The sequence below is a fragment of the Chitinophaga solisilvae genome (assembly GCF_009928525.1).
In the GTDB taxonomy this organism is placed as follows: Bacteria; Bacteroidota; Bacteroidia; order Chitinophagales; family Chitinophagaceae; genus Chitinophaga; species Chitinophaga solisilvae.
This window is the reverse complement of sequence record NZ_JAABOK010000009.1, coordinates 108,977-125,700: the sequence shown is the minus strand read 5'-3', so window position 1 is coordinate 125,700 and position 16,724 is coordinate 108,977. Positions and strand designations below refer to the sequence as shown.

The following is a 16,724-nucleotide window of genomic DNA, read 5'->3' as shown; positions in this document are numbered from 1 at the left end:
ACATGAACCAAAATATTTAAAAAGGAATTTAAATTTATGAATGAGAAGAAACTTACACCAGCGCAAGCAGTATCCATACTAGCAAATGGAGGAATAACTGTATCAGAGAAAGAGGCAGAAAAAATTCTTGAGTTAGTTTATTACCTGGCCGAAATGTCCATAAAACAAATTCTGAATTCTGATGAGTCGGAGCAAGCAAGAGATAGCGGCCAGAGTTCAAAGTATCATTAATTGCCCTTATGGTACTCGAACCGAATACCTAATATAAATCAATAAGTTGAGATTATCGCAAGTTCGTTGATCACATATCGAACCAAAAAAGGCTTCAAAACTAATAAGTTCTGAAGCCTTTTAAATCTCCGTGATCCCGCTGGGACTCGAACCCAGGACCCATACATTAAAAGTGTATTGCTCTACCAACTGAGCTACGGAATCATTCCGTTTTTGTTTAACGGAGTGCAAAGATAGGAATTATTCAATTCCAACCAAATATTAATGAAAATTTTTTCTCTATTTGCCTGCAAACTCAATCTTGTAGCGGATTAGCGGGTCATCTTTTTCTTTTTCATCAAAGATGTGCAGCAGGTAATACTTGCCCGCTACCCAGTCATTCACCGCATTATCATAGTACGGACTTCCCGGATTACCACTCTGTCCGCCGGGATAGATACCATAGGCTTCAGTTTTGTCGCTGAGCTGTACTACCATACGCCAGGAAGGACCGTGGTTTTTCTTCGTCGCATTCACGATATGCCGGCCCCCGCCGGTATTCAGGTTCATGGCGCTGAATGCGGGAATAGCGCGGGTAAGATGACGTATGTCCGTACCGCGGGCTTTACCCAGCTCCAGTCTGCCGGCCTTGTTGAATCTGGTAACATCCTGCAGCGCACGGATGAAAGCGCCCTGCACCAGCTCTGACAACGTTTCCTTCTGTGGGGTATTGATGTTATCAATAAAGCGGAAGGCAGTATCATGCTGCAGCAGGTTCAGCGTGGTGACAGGATGCGGATTGGAGATGATGGTGCTGTCTTTCGGATGTACTTCATCATTCCAGATGGTGTCTGACAAAGCCTCCCAGAAACAGTTGAAGATTACTGCGGCCTTGCTGTCCGGCGAGCTGACATAATCCCAGCGGGAAAGCTGCTCCCAGAAAGGCTTCTGCTCCGGCGTAAGGGCTGCCGTATCCAGGTGCCTGGCGAGGACAGGCATCGCCGCTGCTGCAAAAAGATTCTTGTAGTCATTCTGCAACGTCATCATATCCTGCGGGGTGATGCTGCTCATCTGCGTCAGCTGCTGATTAATGCGGATACCGCGGTACACATCGAACTCACCGTATAATGCATATGGATAGGTATTATCCGTCGGACGCTGGTTGGCGGAGCTGACAAACCCGCGCACCGGATTTTTGATATGCGGCAGCTCGTCATGCGGAATATATCCCTGCCACGCGTAGGTGCTATCATCGCCGGGCATCACCCATTTACCCTGATCCTTCCAGCGTACCGGGAACTGCCCGTTATGCCAGATGGCAATATCGCCGTCTTTTGCGGCAAATACGAAGTTTTGTGCCGGACAGGTGAAGTGTGTGATGGCAGCGAGGTAATCATCGTAATTACGCGCCTTATTCAGCTGTATAAATGTCTTCAGTTCATTGGACGGGTCCAGGGCTTTCCAGTGCATCGCCAGGTACGACTGCCTGGACCTGAAGTCCGGGAAGGTATTGTCAAATATTACTGGCCCCCAAACGGTATAGGCCACCGTATCCTGTATGGTGGCGGCGCCTCTCACTTTAATCGTTTCTACACGCAGGGAAGACGGGCGGAAGCTGCCGTTAAACAGGTATTCCTTTTTGCCGTTGCGGAACTGCATCCGGTAGTAGTCTTTTACATCTTCTTCTCCGTTGGTTACGCCCCAGGCGATATGATCGTTGAAGCCAATGATCACGCCGGGCGCGCCGGGAAGAGAAGCGCCGTAAACGTTCATCTCCGGCGTATGTATCTGCACTTCGTACCAGAGGGAAGGCAGGCTGAGTCCCAGGTGAGGATCGCTGCACAGGATAGGCGCGCCGGACCTTGTTTTGCTGCCGGCCACTGCCCAGTTATTACTGCCGTTGTCCGGATCCGGCTTGTCTGCCTTATATTTCATGAAGGCGGCATCCAGCGCCAGCAGGCTGTCCGGCGGCGCGGTGGCTTTCACGGAAGCGGCGGCAAATGCTGTTCCCGGCGGCACAATAGGATCTATGGAATCATGCGTATCCGGATACATGAGATGAAAATCTTCCAGGGAGAAGTTGCGGCGTGCATTCGTAGCTTCCAGGTCGTCTGCAGCACCTGCCAGGTCTGCTGCCATATACTTCAGGAGCAGCGCGGATTTCAGGATATCCCACTTTTCCGGTTTGTAGTCGAGGATTTTATATTCCACCGGTAAGGTCGCCGGCGTCAGGGTGGCAATCCAGGCGTTTACGCCGGCAGCATAGGCTTCCAGTGCCTTCTTCGTCTGAGGATCTTTCTCCATCACTTCAATCGCTTTCTCTGCGCCATATACCATGCCTTCGCGGCGCTTGGTGCGGTCGTAATTGATCAGGCCGGGCCCCAGGATCTCCGAGAGGCGGCCGGCGGCTGCAAAGGTCTGCAGTTCCATCTGCCACAGCCTGTCGCGGGCTGTTACATATCCTTGTACGTAATAGGCGTCCGCATCATTATCAGCGAATATATGCGGTACTACCCGGTCGTCAAACCAGACTTCAGCTTTCCCGCTTAATCCGGGTAAAGTCATTGTTTCGTGGGGGCGCTCTCCGATTGCTTCTGCATTCTGCCAGAAGCCTGTCTGCGGACTTAATAATTTACCCATCGGGGGGATACTCCCGATTTTGGTATTCAACACATAAGTGAGTGATAAGGTAACGGCGGCGGTGATAACAGCTGGGATGATTCTCATAAACAGTAATCGATGTATTTTGTAAAATACATCAATTTTGCATGAAAACCATTAACGCAATAATACTTTTATCAGCTGGTCAATTTCAGCAGCGGTATTAAAGCTGTGTAATACAATGCGCAACCGCTCTTCCCCTTTCGCTACGGTAGGATGCAGTATAGGACGCACATCCAGTCCGGATGATTGCAGCATGGCGGCAATAGTGCGGGTATGCTCATTTCCCCTGGTCATCACCACCTGTATAGGCGTTTCGCTGGCTAATAACGTCAGCGCCTCTACGCCGTTCCGGAATTGCTGTATATGTCCCCGCAAGGCCGTCCGCGCTTCGTCCATATAGGGGAACAGGCTGTAGGCGGCCTGGATAGCCGCTATCGCTGCCGGCGGCAGCGCGGTAGTATAAATAAATGACCGGGAGAAATTGATCAGGTAATCCCGCAGCGTGGCAGATCCCAGTACTACTGCGCCATGACACCCTACTGCCTTGCCGAAGGTTTGCACGCGCGCCAGACACGCATCCTGCAACCCCAGGTGCTGTACCAGCCCCTCTCCCCTGCTGCCCACGACCCCCGTGGCATGAGCTTCATCTACGATCAGGTGCGCGCCATATTCCCTGCAAAGCCCGGCAATGGCGGCCAGCGGGGCCATATCCCCGTCCATGGAGTACACTGATTCTACGGCCACAAAACAATTGCCGGCAGCCCTGGTGATCTTCTTACGCAGGTCCTCCGGGTCATTATGCTGAAAGGAGTAAGCCTGCGCATGCGATAAACGTATCCCATCCCTGATAGAGGCATGTATCAGCTGATCGTAAATGACGGTATCTCCTTTCTGCGGCACGCTGGAAAATAAGCCTACGTTGGCGTCATATCCGGAATTATATATCAGCCCGGCATCTGCCTCATGAAACAACGCCAGGTCTGCCTCTACATCATTAATCCAGGAATAATTGCCCGCCAGCAGCCTCGATCCGGTACTTCCGTGCGCGGCATACCGCGCCTGTACCAGCGCATGCACGGCCTCCTGCATCGCGCTGCTGCGCGCCAGCCCCAGGTAATCATTGGAACAAAAATCCACCTGCTCCCCCGGCAGCCGCAGCTCCCGGAAAGAATGCTGCTCATGGCGCTGCACCAACGGCTGCAGCAAAAATGGTTCTGGACTTCTTCGCATAAGGTTTTCAGCTTTTATGGATTCAATCTTATCTTCGCAAAAATAATACAATACGCAACAGCAAATATGAGCAAAGTATCCATACTCGGTTTAAAATTACCCACAGATCCGCGCTGGGTCAACCTCGCAGCCATCTCTCTGCAGGATATACTCACAGACCATGCCTACTGTGAACAGAAAGCCGCTTCGTCCGCCATCTCCCTCATACAACGTAACCCGCACCGGGAAAGACTTGTACAGGAACTGGCGCCTATCGTGACGGAAGAATGGGGACATTTCCGCCAGGTACTTGCTGAACTCAAAAAAAGAGGACTCTCCCTCGGCAAACAACGAAAAGACGACTACGTCAACGCACTCATGGACAACCGCGTCAAAGGCGGCTCCGCTGATGACGCCTTCCTCGACGCACTCCTCATATTCGCGCTCATCGAAGCCCGCAGCTGCGAACGCTTCCGCCTCCTCAGCGAAGGCCTCGATGATGAATACCTCCGCGAATTCTACCGCCGCTTCATGGTCTCTGAAGCAGGCCACTACCGCCTCTTCATCGACCTCGCCAACGAATACTTCCCCGAAGAAAAAGTCCGCCTCCGCTGGCAGGAATGGTTGAAACTGGAAGCTGAAATACTGGAGAATATTGAGGTGAGAGGAGATAGAATGCATTAAATTAATTGCGAATTACGAATTGCGAATTACGAATGCAGCCAGGAAGAACTAATCGAAGATGAAAGGTGATACTTAATACTTATCTCCTTTCATCTTCGATTAGTTCTTCCTGGCTGCATTCGTAATTCGCAATTCGTAATTCGTAATTCTAAAAGTTAAACCCCATATTCACGTAAAACTTCAACTTCCCCGTTTGCTCGCTATACATCATCGTTGCTTCTACGGGGCCTAAGCGGCTGTTGTAGCCGGCTCCCAGCCCATAGCCGCTGATGTACTGGTAGGTGTTGGCGCCGGTGAGCGCGTCAGTACCGTAGATGGAGGCCCCTGCGCGCGGGATGGCGTACAGGTTGCGCAGGAATTCATATTGCCAGGCCATCTGTACCATGGCGATCTTGGAAGACATCACCTCTCCTTCAAAAATGCCGATAAACGGCAGCTGGTTGCGGGAAACATTGTTCATACCGCCTAATATGAAACCATTCACCCTGGACTGACGATAATTAAAGTTCCAGCCCACATTGCCGTTAAACTCCAGGGCCGACTTTTTCCCCAGCGGCACGAAATATTTCGAGGTAAACATCAGCCGCTGATAGTTGTTGAAGCGGATACCGAGGCTATCGAGATTGTAAGCCTCACCGTTGGTACTCACGCTGATACCAGGATGCTGATTGTAGATATAGCCGCCTTCTACCCGTAGCTCCAGGCCACTGGTAGGATATATTTTATGATTCAGGGAGTTGATACCCCAGAAAGCATAGGTGTTCAGCTGATTGGTGCTGCCCCGCACCTCCGTGAAGGCGGAGTACTGCGGCTTGTATTTGATGTATTCCCAGCGGGTGCCCGCACCGGCAGCCATATTACCGCCAAAGGAATACTGCAGGTTCATGTCCACGCTCGCATATTTGTTCCGGTAACTCTGCATCTTCCCGAATTCTTCATCATAGGAAATCAACCCGTTATTTTCATAGTAGGCGCCCACTCCGAAGCCAAAGCTGCGGCTGCGTCCCAGGTACTTGAAATACTGTGCATTCAGCCGTGGATTCTCACTGATGGCAGCCGTGACGAAAGAACGTGAATTGGGTACGATGAAGTTGCGCTGTGTAAGGTTAATAATGGCGCTCGCGCCGGTGAACGTATTATAGTTCAGGGCAAACTTCACATAGGTGAGCGGGTTCTCTTCTGCCGTAATATCCATCCTGCTTCTGCCATAACCTTCCGGAATCAGGTTGTAGGTAATCAGCTTATAGAAGCGGGTACCATATACGCGGCGGATAGCCTTCTGCAGCTGCATCGGGCTGTAACAACCGCCTGGCTTCAGATGCAGCCTTTGCAGGAAAAATTTCTCGTCAGAGTGTATCAGCCCGGAAACATGAATACTGCTGATGTCTACATCGGCGGTGAAAGGCATGCGGTTCGCCACGAAGCTGTCGCGCGGCACAATGGCATGCAGGGAATCTGCCAGGCGTTTGAATACCGGGTACATCTCCCGGCCTTTACGCTTGCCTGCTTCTATGATGGAGTCCACGCTGTTGAAAGAGGCGGCGGAATAATCTTCCAGCTCCTTAATGATAGGAATGTATATATCGCACGCTTTGCGCGCCTTTTCAAAGTCGGCCGCATCTTTGTAAAAGCCCAGCTGGTAAAGTATATCAAAAGGCGTCACCAGCTGGTCCGCTTTACGCAGGCCGCCGCTTACATTGGAGCCGATGACGATATCTGCACCCATCTCTTTGGCGGTGATGACGGGGAAGTTACGTACCACGCCGCCGTCTACCAGCTTGCGGTTACCTATTTTCACCGCGGTGAAGATGGAAGGGATGGCCATACTGGCACGCATACACGTAACAATCTCTCCGCTGTCCAGGGTAACAATTTCCCCGGTAGCTACATCGGTGGCAATACATTTAAAGGGGATATTAAACTGGGAGAAATCCTTTTTATCTTTCACCGGCCATCCGAGGCGGGCCAGCTCCAGCCATAAGGCTTCGCCGGAAATCACGCCGGAAGCCAGTTTCGGCTTGCCGTATTCAAAAGGTATTTCAATGATGTATTTGTTGTATTCGGCCTTTTCTTCGTAAGATACATCTGTCAGGACCGGCTGATTGGAGAAAAGACTGGGCCAGTCGAGCCTGCGGGCGATGGCTTCAATGGAATCGCCGGGGTAACCGATGGCATACAATGCCCCTACGATGCTGCCCATGCTGGTACCGGTTACATAATCCACCTTCAGCCCGGCGCTGTCCAGCGCTTCCAGTATCCCGATATGCGCCAGCCCGCGCGCGCCGCCACCACTCAGCGTCAGCCCTATCTTCGGGCGATGGCCCTGCTGCTGGGCGCTGGCTCCGGCAAACAGGAGGATCTGGCTGAATATGATAATGCCTATCAATCTGCTGATGTGTAGTAACTGTCCCTGATTCATTGTATTAAATTGCGGCTCTATTAAAGATAAGTCTTTATTCATTTCAAGATTATCCGTACAGACATTTGCACCCATAATATTTATTCCTTATCTTTTTCGGATCAAGCATACAACCAAAACACGGCTCTATAAAACATCCTGACATGCAACAACCCGGTACGGCAAAAAATATCTGGCAGGTGATCCTCGCCTCGTCGGCAGGTACACTGATAGAATGGTACGACTTCTATATCTTCGGCAGCCTGTCCGCCATTATCTCTGAAAAATTCTTTCCACCCAGTAACCCGGAGCTGGCGTATATCGCTACGCTGGCTACTTTCGCAGTGGGATTCATTGTACGTCCTTTCGGGGCTATCGTTTTCGGACGGCTCGGCGATCTGGTAGGGCGTAAATACACCTTCCTGCTGACATTGCTCATTATGGGCGGCTCTACTTTCGCTATAGGCCTTATTCCCAGCTACCATACCATTGGTGTGCTGGCGCCCATGCTGGTACTGATTCTCCGCCTGCTGCAGGGCCTTGCGCTGGGAGGCGAGTACGGCGGCGCCGCTACCTATGTGGCGGAACACTCTCCGGACCACCGCCGCGGATATTTTACCAGCTTTATTCAGACTACCGCTACCCTGGGCCTCTTCGTTTCGCTGGCCGTTATCCTGATCACCCGTTCCGTGATGACGCCAGAGAACTTCAACAGCTACGGCTGGCGCATCCCGTTCCTGCTGTCGGTGGTGCTGGTACTGATGTCCTACTACATCAGAATACGTCTGCAGGAATCCCCGCTGTTCATCCAGATGAAACAGGAAGGAAAAACTTCCGCCAACCCCATAAAGGAAAGTTTCGGCAACCGGGAGAATCTGAAACTGGTGCTGATAGCCCTCTTCGGCGCAGCGATGGGCCAGGGCGTTGTCTGGTATACCGGGCAGTTTTATGCGCTCTCCTTCCTGCAGAAAACAATGAACATTGAATTTGTACAGTCCAATATCATCATCGCGGTAGCGCTGCTGCTGGGCACTCCGCTGTTCATCTATTTCGGCTCCCTGTCTGACCGCATCGGACGCAAAAAAATCATGATGGCGGGCATGCTGATCGCCGCACTGGCGTACTATCCCATCTATAAAACGATGGATACGATCGGGGATGTGAAACAGAAAACGGAACAGACAACCCTGTACCGGATTGAAAGTTCCCAGGCCCAAAATGAGTCAGGGCAGTTTGTTCAGCATACCACCCGTATACACAGCTATACAGATGGCAGCATCCTGAAGGAATCGGATACTAAAAAGGAACTGACGGTGGATAATACGCACATGGCCATCCTGATACTGCTGATATTTATACAGGTAGTGTTTGTAACAATGGTATATGCGCCCATAGCGGCTTTCCTGGTGGAACTGTTCCCTACCCGCATCCGTTATACGTCCATGTCGCTGCCGTATCATATAGGCAACGGCGTATTCGGCGGACTTCTCCCCACGATTTCTACCATCCTGGTAACCAAAACCGGGAATCACCTGGCAGGGCTGATATATCCTATAGCCGTTGCCGTTATATGCTTTATCATTGGTATGATTGCTATCAGAGAGAAAAGCGGGAAACTGAGCGTTTAGGCAGAAAAATACTGCTCCAGGTCGTCCAGGGGCAACGCGGGATGTGCCAGCTTCAGCTGTTTCACTTTATCTGCATAGGTACGGAGAAACTGCCGGTGCTGGCTGCCCTGCGGGTTGAACGGACGGTGCTGCGCGGCCCTGCTGATATCTGCAATGGTATGCAGCAACTGCTGCCCTTCCGGCGCCACACAGGCTTTCACCACATGTTCCCATACATAGTTCACCGCCGTTTCATTGGGGTGTACCATATCTTCCTTATAAAATCTGTAATCGCGCAGGTCATCTATCACCAGCTCATAAGCAGGAAAATAATACAGACGGGCGAATTTATTTACCAGATGATGAACTGCCTGCAGCAGGATAGCTTTGCTGAGATTGTTTTCCACCACGCCGTCGCGGACATACCGCACGGGGCTGACGGTGAAGAGTATGTTCACTTTGGAGTTACGGAAAAACAGGCGATGCATCATATTATCCAATGACGTCACTATTTCTTCTACCGTAAGCATCCGCTTATAAAACGAAGCTGCCGGCACCTTATGGCAGTTGCCCACCAGCCTGCTGGTTTCTTTCAGCGCATAGGCGTGCGCAGAGCCGAAGGTCAGTATCAGCCAGTCGGCCTGCTCAATAGTATGAATGGCTGTCTCCTGCGCTTTATTAATCAGGGCCAGCGCGGCTTCCGGCGTATTGGCAGAAAAACGGCTGTGATGATCCCAGCTGTGCCAGGTATCATTATGCTGAAACAGGTCTGCTGCAGTATATATTTTCCCGTCGAGGTAAGTATTGATGGCACTGGTGATGCTGACGGGGTTGAACAGGATGCCATGCGGGTTGATGAGGGTATCAAACCGGTGCTCCTGCAGCCTGGCGCCGATTTCTTCTGCGAAGCAGGAGCCCATCAGCAGCAGCTTATCGCTGTATTGTATACCGGGTTCCAACGGATCTACCGGGAAGCTCAGGTGAAATTGCATGCATTAATTTTTAAAAACGTTGTCTGCCAGCAGCTGCGCAGCCTGCAATGCGGTCATATCCAGCGTTAGCGGCTCCTGGTGCCGCAGGCAGAAATCTATCAGGCTCTCCGTTGCCAGATTGCCCACCAGTTCATCTTTTGCCATCGGGCAACCACCGATTCCCCTGATAGCGCTGTCAAATCGTTTGCAGCCCTGCTGCCAGGCGGCCAGCACCTTTTCTTCCCGGCCTGATGGCGCGGAGTGAAAGTGCGCTCCGATCTCCACACCGGGATAAGCCGGCACCAGCTGCTTAAACAGCGCCGTGATAATTTCCGGATTGGCCACTCCCACAGTATCTGCCAGCGAGATGGTCGTAATCTCCATCTTCACCATTTCATCTACCCATTGCAATACTATCTCCGGGCTGTATGGATCGCCGTAAGGGTTACCGAATCCCATGGAAATATATACCACCAGCTCTTTTCCGCTTTTCAGGCACAGCTCCTGCATGGTCTGCACCTGTTCCAGCGATTCTGCAATCGTCTTATTCGTATTCCTCAGCTGAAAAGTTTCTGAAACGGAAAATGGAAATCCGAGGTAATGGATTTCATCATGAATAATAGCTTCTTCCGCACCGCGCACATTGGCGACTATCGCCAGCAGCTTGCTGCGGGTCTGGCTCAGGTCCAGCCGGGCCAATACCTCTTTGGTATCTGCCAGCTGCGGAATCGCTTTCGGAGAAACAAAACTGCCAAAGTCAATGGTATCAAACCCGACTTTGAGCAAAGCCTGCAGGTATGCCACTTTTTCGTCCGTACTGATCATCCTGTGCCATCCCTGCATCGCATCACGCGGACACTCGATTAGCTTTATCATGGTACTTATTTTATTGGAGAATTACGAATTGCGAATTGCGAATTACGAATGTTAAGCGAAGACCTGAGCGGATAAAGCCTCTCTATCTTCGCTGTAATCTTCGCTCCCCATTCGTAATTCGCAATTCGTAATTCGTAATTTAAATTCACGTTCTTTGCTTCATCGCCTCATACAATATAATCCCTGCTGCTACCGAAACGTTGAATGACTCAAACGTACCGGCCATGGGTATACGAAAAAGCTGGTCGGAGGCTTTGATGAGGGCGGGATAAACGCCTTTGTCTTCCGAGCCCATGATAACGGCTACCGGTTCTTTCAGGTCAAGGTCGTAGAGTTTCAGTTCTGTTTCCATTTCGCTGGCTACGACTTTGATACCGTTGAGATGGAGGGTATCGATTGCTTTCAGCAGGCTGTTAACGCGGCATACAGCAATTTTTTCCAGTGCGCCGGCGGAAGATTTTACGGCCTCTTCGTTGAGGGCGGCAATGCCTTTATCGGGGATGATGAGGGCCTGCGCGCCGCAGCACACGGCGCTGCGGGCAATAGCGCCGATGTTGCGCACATCGGTGACGCCGTCCAGTATGAGGAAAAGGGGTGTCTGCCCCTGGTCAGTTACATGGGAAATCACATCCTGGAGGTCCAGGTAGGTGATATTGCCGGCCAGCGCCACCACACCCTGGTGATTAGCCTGGGTAAAGCCATTGAGCTTTTCTACGGGTACGTAATTGACGGGAATATTGTTGCTGGCAGCCAGCTCTTTTATCTGCGGTATAATATCGCCGGTAGCTGAGCGGAGCATAAATATGCGCTCAATAGATTTGCCGCTGTTCAGGGCCTCTATTACCGGCTGGCGGCCGATGATCAGTGATGATTGCTTCGGCCGCGGACTGGCAAACCTTTTAGGGCCGTTGCCGCCCGTTCTTCTGTCTCCTTTGAAGGCGTTAAATTTCCTTTCCATTACTGCAAAGAAACAGCTTTTCTATCAAACCAGCTCGCCTTCGAGCAGCATGAGCTTTATTTTCTGTATGGCGGCGACGGAGAGCGAATCGGTGATTTCAAAGTTTTTCACCATCTGATAGGCTTCTTCAAAAGGTACTTTTTTAACGAGGAGCTGCTCCGTTTCCTCCGGTTCGGCGCTGCGTTGTTCCAGGCCCTGCGCCAGGTATACGATACCGGTTTCATCAGTAACGGAGTTGGAGGTATGCAGCCTGCTGATGATCTGCCAGCGGGAGGCTACCAGCCCTGTTTCTTCCAGCAACTCCCTCTTGGCGGATTCCAGCGGATCCTCCAGCAGCGGACCGCCGCCTTCCGGCAGCTCCCAGCTGAAGGCATTCAGCGGAAAACGGTACTGCCCTACCAGGTAGATATGCTGCTGCTCATCCATCGCCACCACGCCCAGCGCCAGGTTCTTAAAGTGAACAACGCCGTAGATGCCGGCAGTGCCGGACGGGTTCAACCCTTCGTGATGTGTAACGCTGATCCAGTTATTGTCATACCTGGTTTCACTGGCGTGAATGGTCCAGGGATTTTTAGTCATATCCATCCTGCAAAGAAAAGGAAAATCTCCTTTCATTACAGGCTCTGGTAGTAATAGTAGGAATGTACGTCCTTTTTAAACCCTTTGGCTTCGTAGAGTTTCTGCGCCTCCCTGTTGGCAATATAGGTCTGCAGCATCACCCAGGCAGCGCCTGTACTGCGACCCAGCGCTGCAGCGGCATCCAGCAGGGCGCTGCCGGCGCCTTTGCCACGGTGCTCTTCCAGCACATAAAGGTCATTCAGCAACCATCCGCGCTTCATGCCAATAGAAGTAAATATGGGATACAACTGTGTGAAGCCGATGATCTCTTCTCCTTCCAGCACAACATAAATGATACTGTCTTTCTGTTTGATCCGCTCGCTCACAAAAGCAAGCGCGCCTTTAAAATCGGGAGCCTGGTCATAAAAACTGCGGTATGCGTCGAACAGCACCGCCACCTCGTTGGTATGCATTTCCGTTGCCTGTATAACTTCCATAAGATAACTTTTACGTGTGCTAAATTTACTTCATTTACATAAAAAAAAGATGCTCCTTCCGGTAAATACCGGGGTGAGCATCTGACTCTTAACTTCTACCTTAAACTCTTATTGCAATTGTTTATTTTTACTTACAGCGTTGTTAACAAGATACACCCCTCCGATTGTTACCAGGCAACAGAAGCCCATCAGCCAGGTAAGATTCTCCCGCAGCAATACCCATCCCAGCAAAACCGCCACTATCGGATTAATGTAGGCATACACAGCTGCCAGCGACGGCGGCAGGTGGTTGAGCGTAAACACGTAGGCGGAATACGAAAGTACGGACCCTACCAGCACCAGGTACAGCAGGCTTTCCCACAGCTCGGCAGTGAAACTGCCTGCATCCAGCTGTTGCCCCAGCACCAGCGTGGCAAACAATAACATCACAATGCCACTGAACAACATCTGGAATCCTGCCCCGAACAGATAGTTGATCCCCAGCGCCCACTTGGCTGTCAGCACAGAACCCAGCGCCCAGAAAACACAGGCGCAGACAGACAGCATAATCCCGAAGCGGAAATCAGGATTTACCAGGCTGGACAAATAATTATAGAAGATGCCGGCAACACCCGCAAACCCCAGCACTATGCCTGCTATCAGCTGCCAGCTCAGCGTGGTACGCTTTACCAGGAAATAACTGAAAATCGTGATCCAGATAGGTACGGTAGCCCCGATGATGGCCCCCAGTCCGCTGGGGATATATTGCATCGCCCATGTCATCAGGCCGTTGCTGCCGCAAAGCAGCAGGAGCCCCAGCACAAACAGTTTCGACAGCACAATCTTCTCCGGCAGCTTATATCCTTTCAGTAAAAAGAACGCGGTAATCAACATGCCGGCGGCAGACTGCCGCAGCCCGGCCAGCATAACGCCATGTATATGCCTTACGCCCACCCTGGAAGCGAGGTACGTGGTGCCCCAGAAAATACTTACGATGGCCAGTGCGATATAGGCATTGGTATTGTTTTTACGCATAACTGTATTGGTTCAACGTTGCTGCTGCTACTTCCTTCATCGTCTGATACGCCACTGCCACATCTTCCTGTGCCGTTCTCCAGTTTACGAGCGCAGCCCTGATACCGGGCTGTCCGCCGTATACCGTGCGTGTCATACAAACTACGCCGGTAGCATTCAACGCATTCAAAAATTTATTTACGGCTTCTTCCTGTATGTCGGATGGTACATTGAGTGTAAAGCACACCACACACATCCGCACAGGCGATAATAAGGTGAACTGCGGATCATTGTCCAGCAGCGCGCCGAGTTCCTGCGCCAGCTGCACATTGGTTTCTACAATTTCCCGGTAGCCATCCAACCCGTAGGCCATCAGCGAGAACCAGGCCGGCAATGCCCGCTGACGGCGGGAGTTCTCCGGAATGTAGTTGATATAGTTAAACTGCTCCGCAGGATCGCCGAGATAAGCGGCGCCCGCATTCTGAAATACTTCTACGTGCAGTTCAGGATGCCGGGAGAAAATCATGGCGGCGTCATAAGGCACGTTCAGCCACTTGTGCGCATCGATGGTGATGGAGTCCGCAAACTCCCAGCCTTCCAGCAGGTGCTTGTATCTGTCACTGCAGGCAGCAAAACCACCGAAGGCAGCGTCGATATGCAGCCAGAAATTATATTCTTTCTTCAGTACTGCCAGTGCAGCCAGGTCGTCGAAATCAACGGTGTTCACGGTTCCTGCGCTGGCAGAGAAGATCACCGGCTGATCTGCGTGCGCGTCCAGGTAATCGCGCAGTGCAGCGATATTCACGCTCTCGCGGTTAGGCAGGGAAGGCAGCTTCACAATATTGTTGCGGCCCAGTCCCAGCATTGCCATGGACTTGCTCACACTCGAGTGCGGCGTGCAGGATACCACGGTCAGGTTTTGCAGCCCGGCCATACCATCGCGGCCAATATCAATACCACGCTGTTTTCCAAGCCACTGTCTGCCCAGGGCCAGCCCGGTGAAATTAGACATAGTAGCACCGGATACAAAAGCGCCGATAAAATCTTCCGGCAGTCTGAACAGCTGCTTCAATAAAGCAATGGTTTCCGTTTCTATATAATAAGCGGCTGAGCTTTTATCTGATGCATTCAAATCAATGGTAGATGTAATCCAGTCGCCCATCAGCGATGCAGGCGTAACACCTCCTGTCACAAATCCCCAGTATCGCGGCCCCACCGCGGCGGCAATGCTGCTGCCATAACGCTGCTTAAACAGCTCCAGCGCCGCGGCGCCGCCAAGGCCCTGCACAGGAATATTTTTTTCAACGGACAGCGTCACCGCTTTATCTGCCGCTACATAATCGATACCTGATAAAAATTCACTGCTGAAATCTTTTGTCAGTTGTAAGAGCTGGTCGGTATTTTTCAAATCATCCTGGAGTTTCATCTTGCCGGGTGTTTATAAAGGGAAAGGATATGTTCTCGGTATTTCAAAGGTCAAAATTGAGATAATTTAAGTTGTAAAAACAGATTCAGTTTTGTCTTTTTTAACCAGATCAGATTAAGTGGGCAATTACGAATTGCGAATTACGAATTACGAATGTTGAGCGAAGACATGAGCGAAGATAGCGGATGCTTTATCCGCTCATGCCTTCGCTCAACATTCGTAATTCGCAATTCGTAATTCGTAATTATTTCACAACAGGCCAGTAAACAAATCCGTTCTCTCATGTTCCAGGAGCCAGCGTTTGCGCCACAGGCCGCCGGCATATCCGGTGAGGGTGCCGTTGCTGCCGATAACGCGGTGGCAGGGAACGATGATGGCCAGTTTGTTTTTGCCGTTGGTGGTGCCTACGGCCCTGATGCTTTTAGGGTTGCCGATGCGGTACGCCAGCTGCAGGTAAGAGATGGTATGGCCGAAAGGGATGTGCAGGAGCTGCTGCCATACGGATTGCTGGAAGTCGGTACCGGGCTGTTGCAGGGGCAGCTCGAAAGTTTTACGTTCGCCGGCAAAGTATTCGTGGAGTTGCTGCGCACAGTCCAGCAGCAGCCGTGGCGGCTGAGGAAATTGTTCCCTGGGCATGGATATTTCTTCTTCGAACAACACTTCCTGGATATGGGTATTGGTACCGCCAATCAGCAGTATACCTACGGGAGTGTCTATATGAAGATGAGATAAAGCTTCCATGATACAATGATTTATTGGGGTAATAAGGATCTCCACAGGTAAAAGGTAGCGTAGGCTGCATGTTGCTGCCAGGGCTGCGTATATGCCAGCAGTTCCGGCAGCGCAGGTTTGGCGGCAAGTCCCAGCCTTTGCCTGATGGCATTATGCAGGCCCACATCTTCCAGCGGCAATGCCTGCGGAAAGCGGTGATACTTCATGAGTACATAGTTGGCAGACCAGTTACCGATACCTTTCAGGGCAGTCAGCCGGGCTTTGGCTTCTTCATAAGGCAGCGCTGCCAGCATCTCTGCTGTAATCTGTCCGCCTGCTATAGCTTTGGCTGTTTCAATCACATACAAGGCCTTACTTCTCGAAAACTGCATCGGCGTGAGCTGATCGGGCGTCAGCGCAGCGATGACTTCCGGCACAGGATAAAGATAATAATCTGTACCGTTTATTTTTTCATGATAACCGAAAGATTGTATAAACCGTTGCCGGAGCGTATACGCAAAAGAGAGGTTTATCTGCTGCCCGATAATAGGCCAGCTGATGGCTTCAAAGAAATCGGGCAGTCCTACCAGGCGCAGCCCATGATACGCTTCTGCCATTCCTTTCAGCACCGGATCTTTCCTCGTATAGCGGTAAAAAGATTGCAGGTCTGCATCCAGGTGCAGCCACCGTGTAATATAGGCGGCAATATCCGCTTCTGCAAAATCTTCTCCTGCCGGCGCCAGCACCGTTGCTTCCAGGTACCCTGCTGCAGCGCCTTCCGCCAGTTCCACTACTACCGGCTGACCGCCGGCCAGCATCATACGGGTCAGCTTCCCGTCCTGAATATAATGCAGGCATTCTTTATCCGATCTGCCAAGAAAATGTAAACATTCCCGGAACGAAAAGTTGGCCGGATCATTCACTGTAATCCTCATGAAGCAAAGGTAAGAGAATATGGGGCA

General features: G+C 51.3%; 15 protein-coding genes and 1 tRNA gene. 3 read left to right on the top strand and 13 right to left on the bottom strand.

What is annotated here, in order from left to right:
* Positions 1 to 36 precede the first annotated feature (36 nt).
* Complete coding sequence (locus GWG06_RS19595; RefSeq protein ID WP_160715342.1) at positions 37 to 231, top strand: hypothetical protein; 195 nt, start codon at positions 37 to 39, stop codon at positions 229 to 231.
* 131 nt (positions 232 to 362) lie between these two features.
* On the opposite strand, the gene GWG06_RS19590 is transcribed toward GWG06_RS19595, so the two are convergent.
* The 3 genes from GWG06_RS19590 to GWG06_RS19580 form a co-directional block, all read right to left on the bottom strand.
* Positions 363 to 435 (bottom strand) — tRNA-Lys (locus GWG06_RS19590).
* A 75-nt stretch (positions 436 to 510) separates the two neighbouring features.
* Complete coding sequence (locus tag GWG06_RS19585; protein WP_160715340.1) at positions 511 to 2,937, bottom strand: penicillin acylase family protein; 2,427 nt, start codon at positions 2,935 to 2,937, stop codon at positions 511 to 513.
* Positions 2,938 to 2,988: 51 nt separating this feature from the next.
* Entirely contained in the window at positions 2,989 to 4,104 is a 1,116-nt protein-coding gene (locus tag GWG06_RS19580) for an aminotransferase class I/II-fold pyridoxal phosphate-dependent enzyme (protein WP_160715338.1), read from the bottom strand.
* 66 nt (positions 4,105 to 4,170) lie between these two features.
* Between GWG06_RS19580 and GWG06_RS19575 the strand changes: the two genes are divergently transcribed.
* On the top strand, positions 4,171 to 4,767 hold the full coding sequence (locus GWG06_RS19575) for a MiaE family protein (protein WP_127036600.1): 597 nt from the start codon (positions 4,171 to 4,173) through the stop codon (positions 4,765 to 4,767).
* Between the two features lie 148 nt (positions 4,768 to 4,915).
* On the opposite strand, the gene GWG06_RS19570 is transcribed toward GWG06_RS19575, so the two are convergent.
* Positions 4,916 to 7,186: a patatin-like phospholipase family protein gene (locus GWG06_RS19570; protein WP_160715336.1), complete on the bottom strand. Its 2,271-nt coding sequence runs from the start codon at positions 7,184 to 7,186 to the stop codon at positions 4,916 to 4,918.
* 143 nt (positions 7,187 to 7,329) lie between these two features.
* Here GWG06_RS19570 and GWG06_RS19565 point away from each other — a divergent pair, with 143 nt between their 5' ends.
* Positions 7,330 to 8,793 (top strand): MFS transporter, encoded by a 1,464-nt coding sequence (locus tag GWG06_RS19565; RefSeq protein ID WP_160715334.1) that lies wholly within the window; start codon positions 7,330 to 7,332, stop codon positions 8,791 to 8,793.
* Here the strand turns inward: GWG06_RS19565 and GWG06_RS19560 are convergent.
* From GWG06_RS19560 to GWG06_RS19520, 9 genes are all read right to left on the bottom strand, one after another.
* Complete coding sequence (locus GWG06_RS19560) at positions 8,790 to 9,764, bottom strand: GSCFA domain-containing protein (protein ID WP_127036594.1); 975 nt, start codon at positions 9,762 to 9,764, stop codon at positions 8,790 to 8,792. The two genes, GWG06_RS19565 and GWG06_RS19560, sit on opposite strands and share 4 nt — an antisense overlap.
* 3 nt (positions 9,765 to 9,767) lie before the next feature.
* Positions 9,768 to 10,619 (bottom strand): hydroxymethylglutaryl-CoA lyase, encoded by an 852-nt coding sequence (locus GWG06_RS19555; RefSeq protein ID WP_235938430.1) that lies wholly within the window; start codon positions 10,617 to 10,619, stop codon positions 9,768 to 9,770.
* Positions 10,620 to 10,764: 145 nt separating this feature from the next.
* The gene (rlmB, locus tag GWG06_RS19550) at positions 10,765 to 11,577 is read right to left on the bottom strand and encodes a 23S rRNA (guanosine(2251)-2'-O)-methyltransferase RlmB (RefSeq protein ID WP_160715332.1); all 813 of its coding nucleotides are present in this window, start codon (positions 11,575 to 11,577) and stop codon (positions 10,765 to 10,767) included.
* 24 nt (positions 11,578 to 11,601) lie between these two features.
* A complete protein-coding gene (locus tag GWG06_RS19545) occupies positions 11,602 to 12,162 on the bottom strand; it encodes an NUDIX domain-containing protein (protein WP_127036588.1) in 561 nt (186 codons plus the stop codon).
* Between the two features lie 29 nt (positions 12,163 to 12,191).
* On the bottom strand, positions 12,192 to 12,632 hold the full coding sequence (locus tag GWG06_RS19540; RefSeq protein ID WP_127036586.1) for a GNAT family N-acetyltransferase: 441 nt from the start codon (positions 12,630 to 12,632) through the stop codon (positions 12,192 to 12,194).
* Positions 12,633 to 12,740: 108 nt separating this feature from the next.
* Complete coding sequence (locus GWG06_RS19535; protein WP_127036584.1) at positions 12,741 to 13,646, bottom strand: EamA family transporter; 906 nt, start codon at positions 13,644 to 13,646, stop codon at positions 12,741 to 12,743.
* Positions 13,639 to 15,051, bottom strand: a complete 1,413-nt coding sequence (locus tag GWG06_RS19530; protein WP_160715330.1) for a pyridoxal phosphate-dependent decarboxylase family protein — start codon at positions 15,049 to 15,051, stop codon at positions 13,639 to 13,641. Before GWG06_RS19530 ends, GWG06_RS19535 begins: the two co-directional genes overlap by 8 nt.
* Positions 15,052 to 15,300: 249 nt before the next feature.
* On the bottom strand, positions 15,301 to 15,792 hold the full coding sequence (locus GWG06_RS19525) for a methylated-DNA--[protein]-cysteine S-methyltransferase (RefSeq protein ID WP_127036581.1): 492 nt from the start codon (positions 15,790 to 15,792) through the stop codon (positions 15,301 to 15,303).
* 11 nt (positions 15,793 to 15,803) lie between these two features.
* Positions 15,804 to 16,697: a DNA-3-methyladenine glycosylase family protein gene (locus tag GWG06_RS19520; RefSeq protein WP_127036579.1), complete on the bottom strand. Its 894-nt coding sequence runs from the start codon at positions 16,695 to 16,697 to the stop codon at positions 15,804 to 15,806.
* Positions 16,698 to 16,724: the final 27 nt, after the last annotated feature.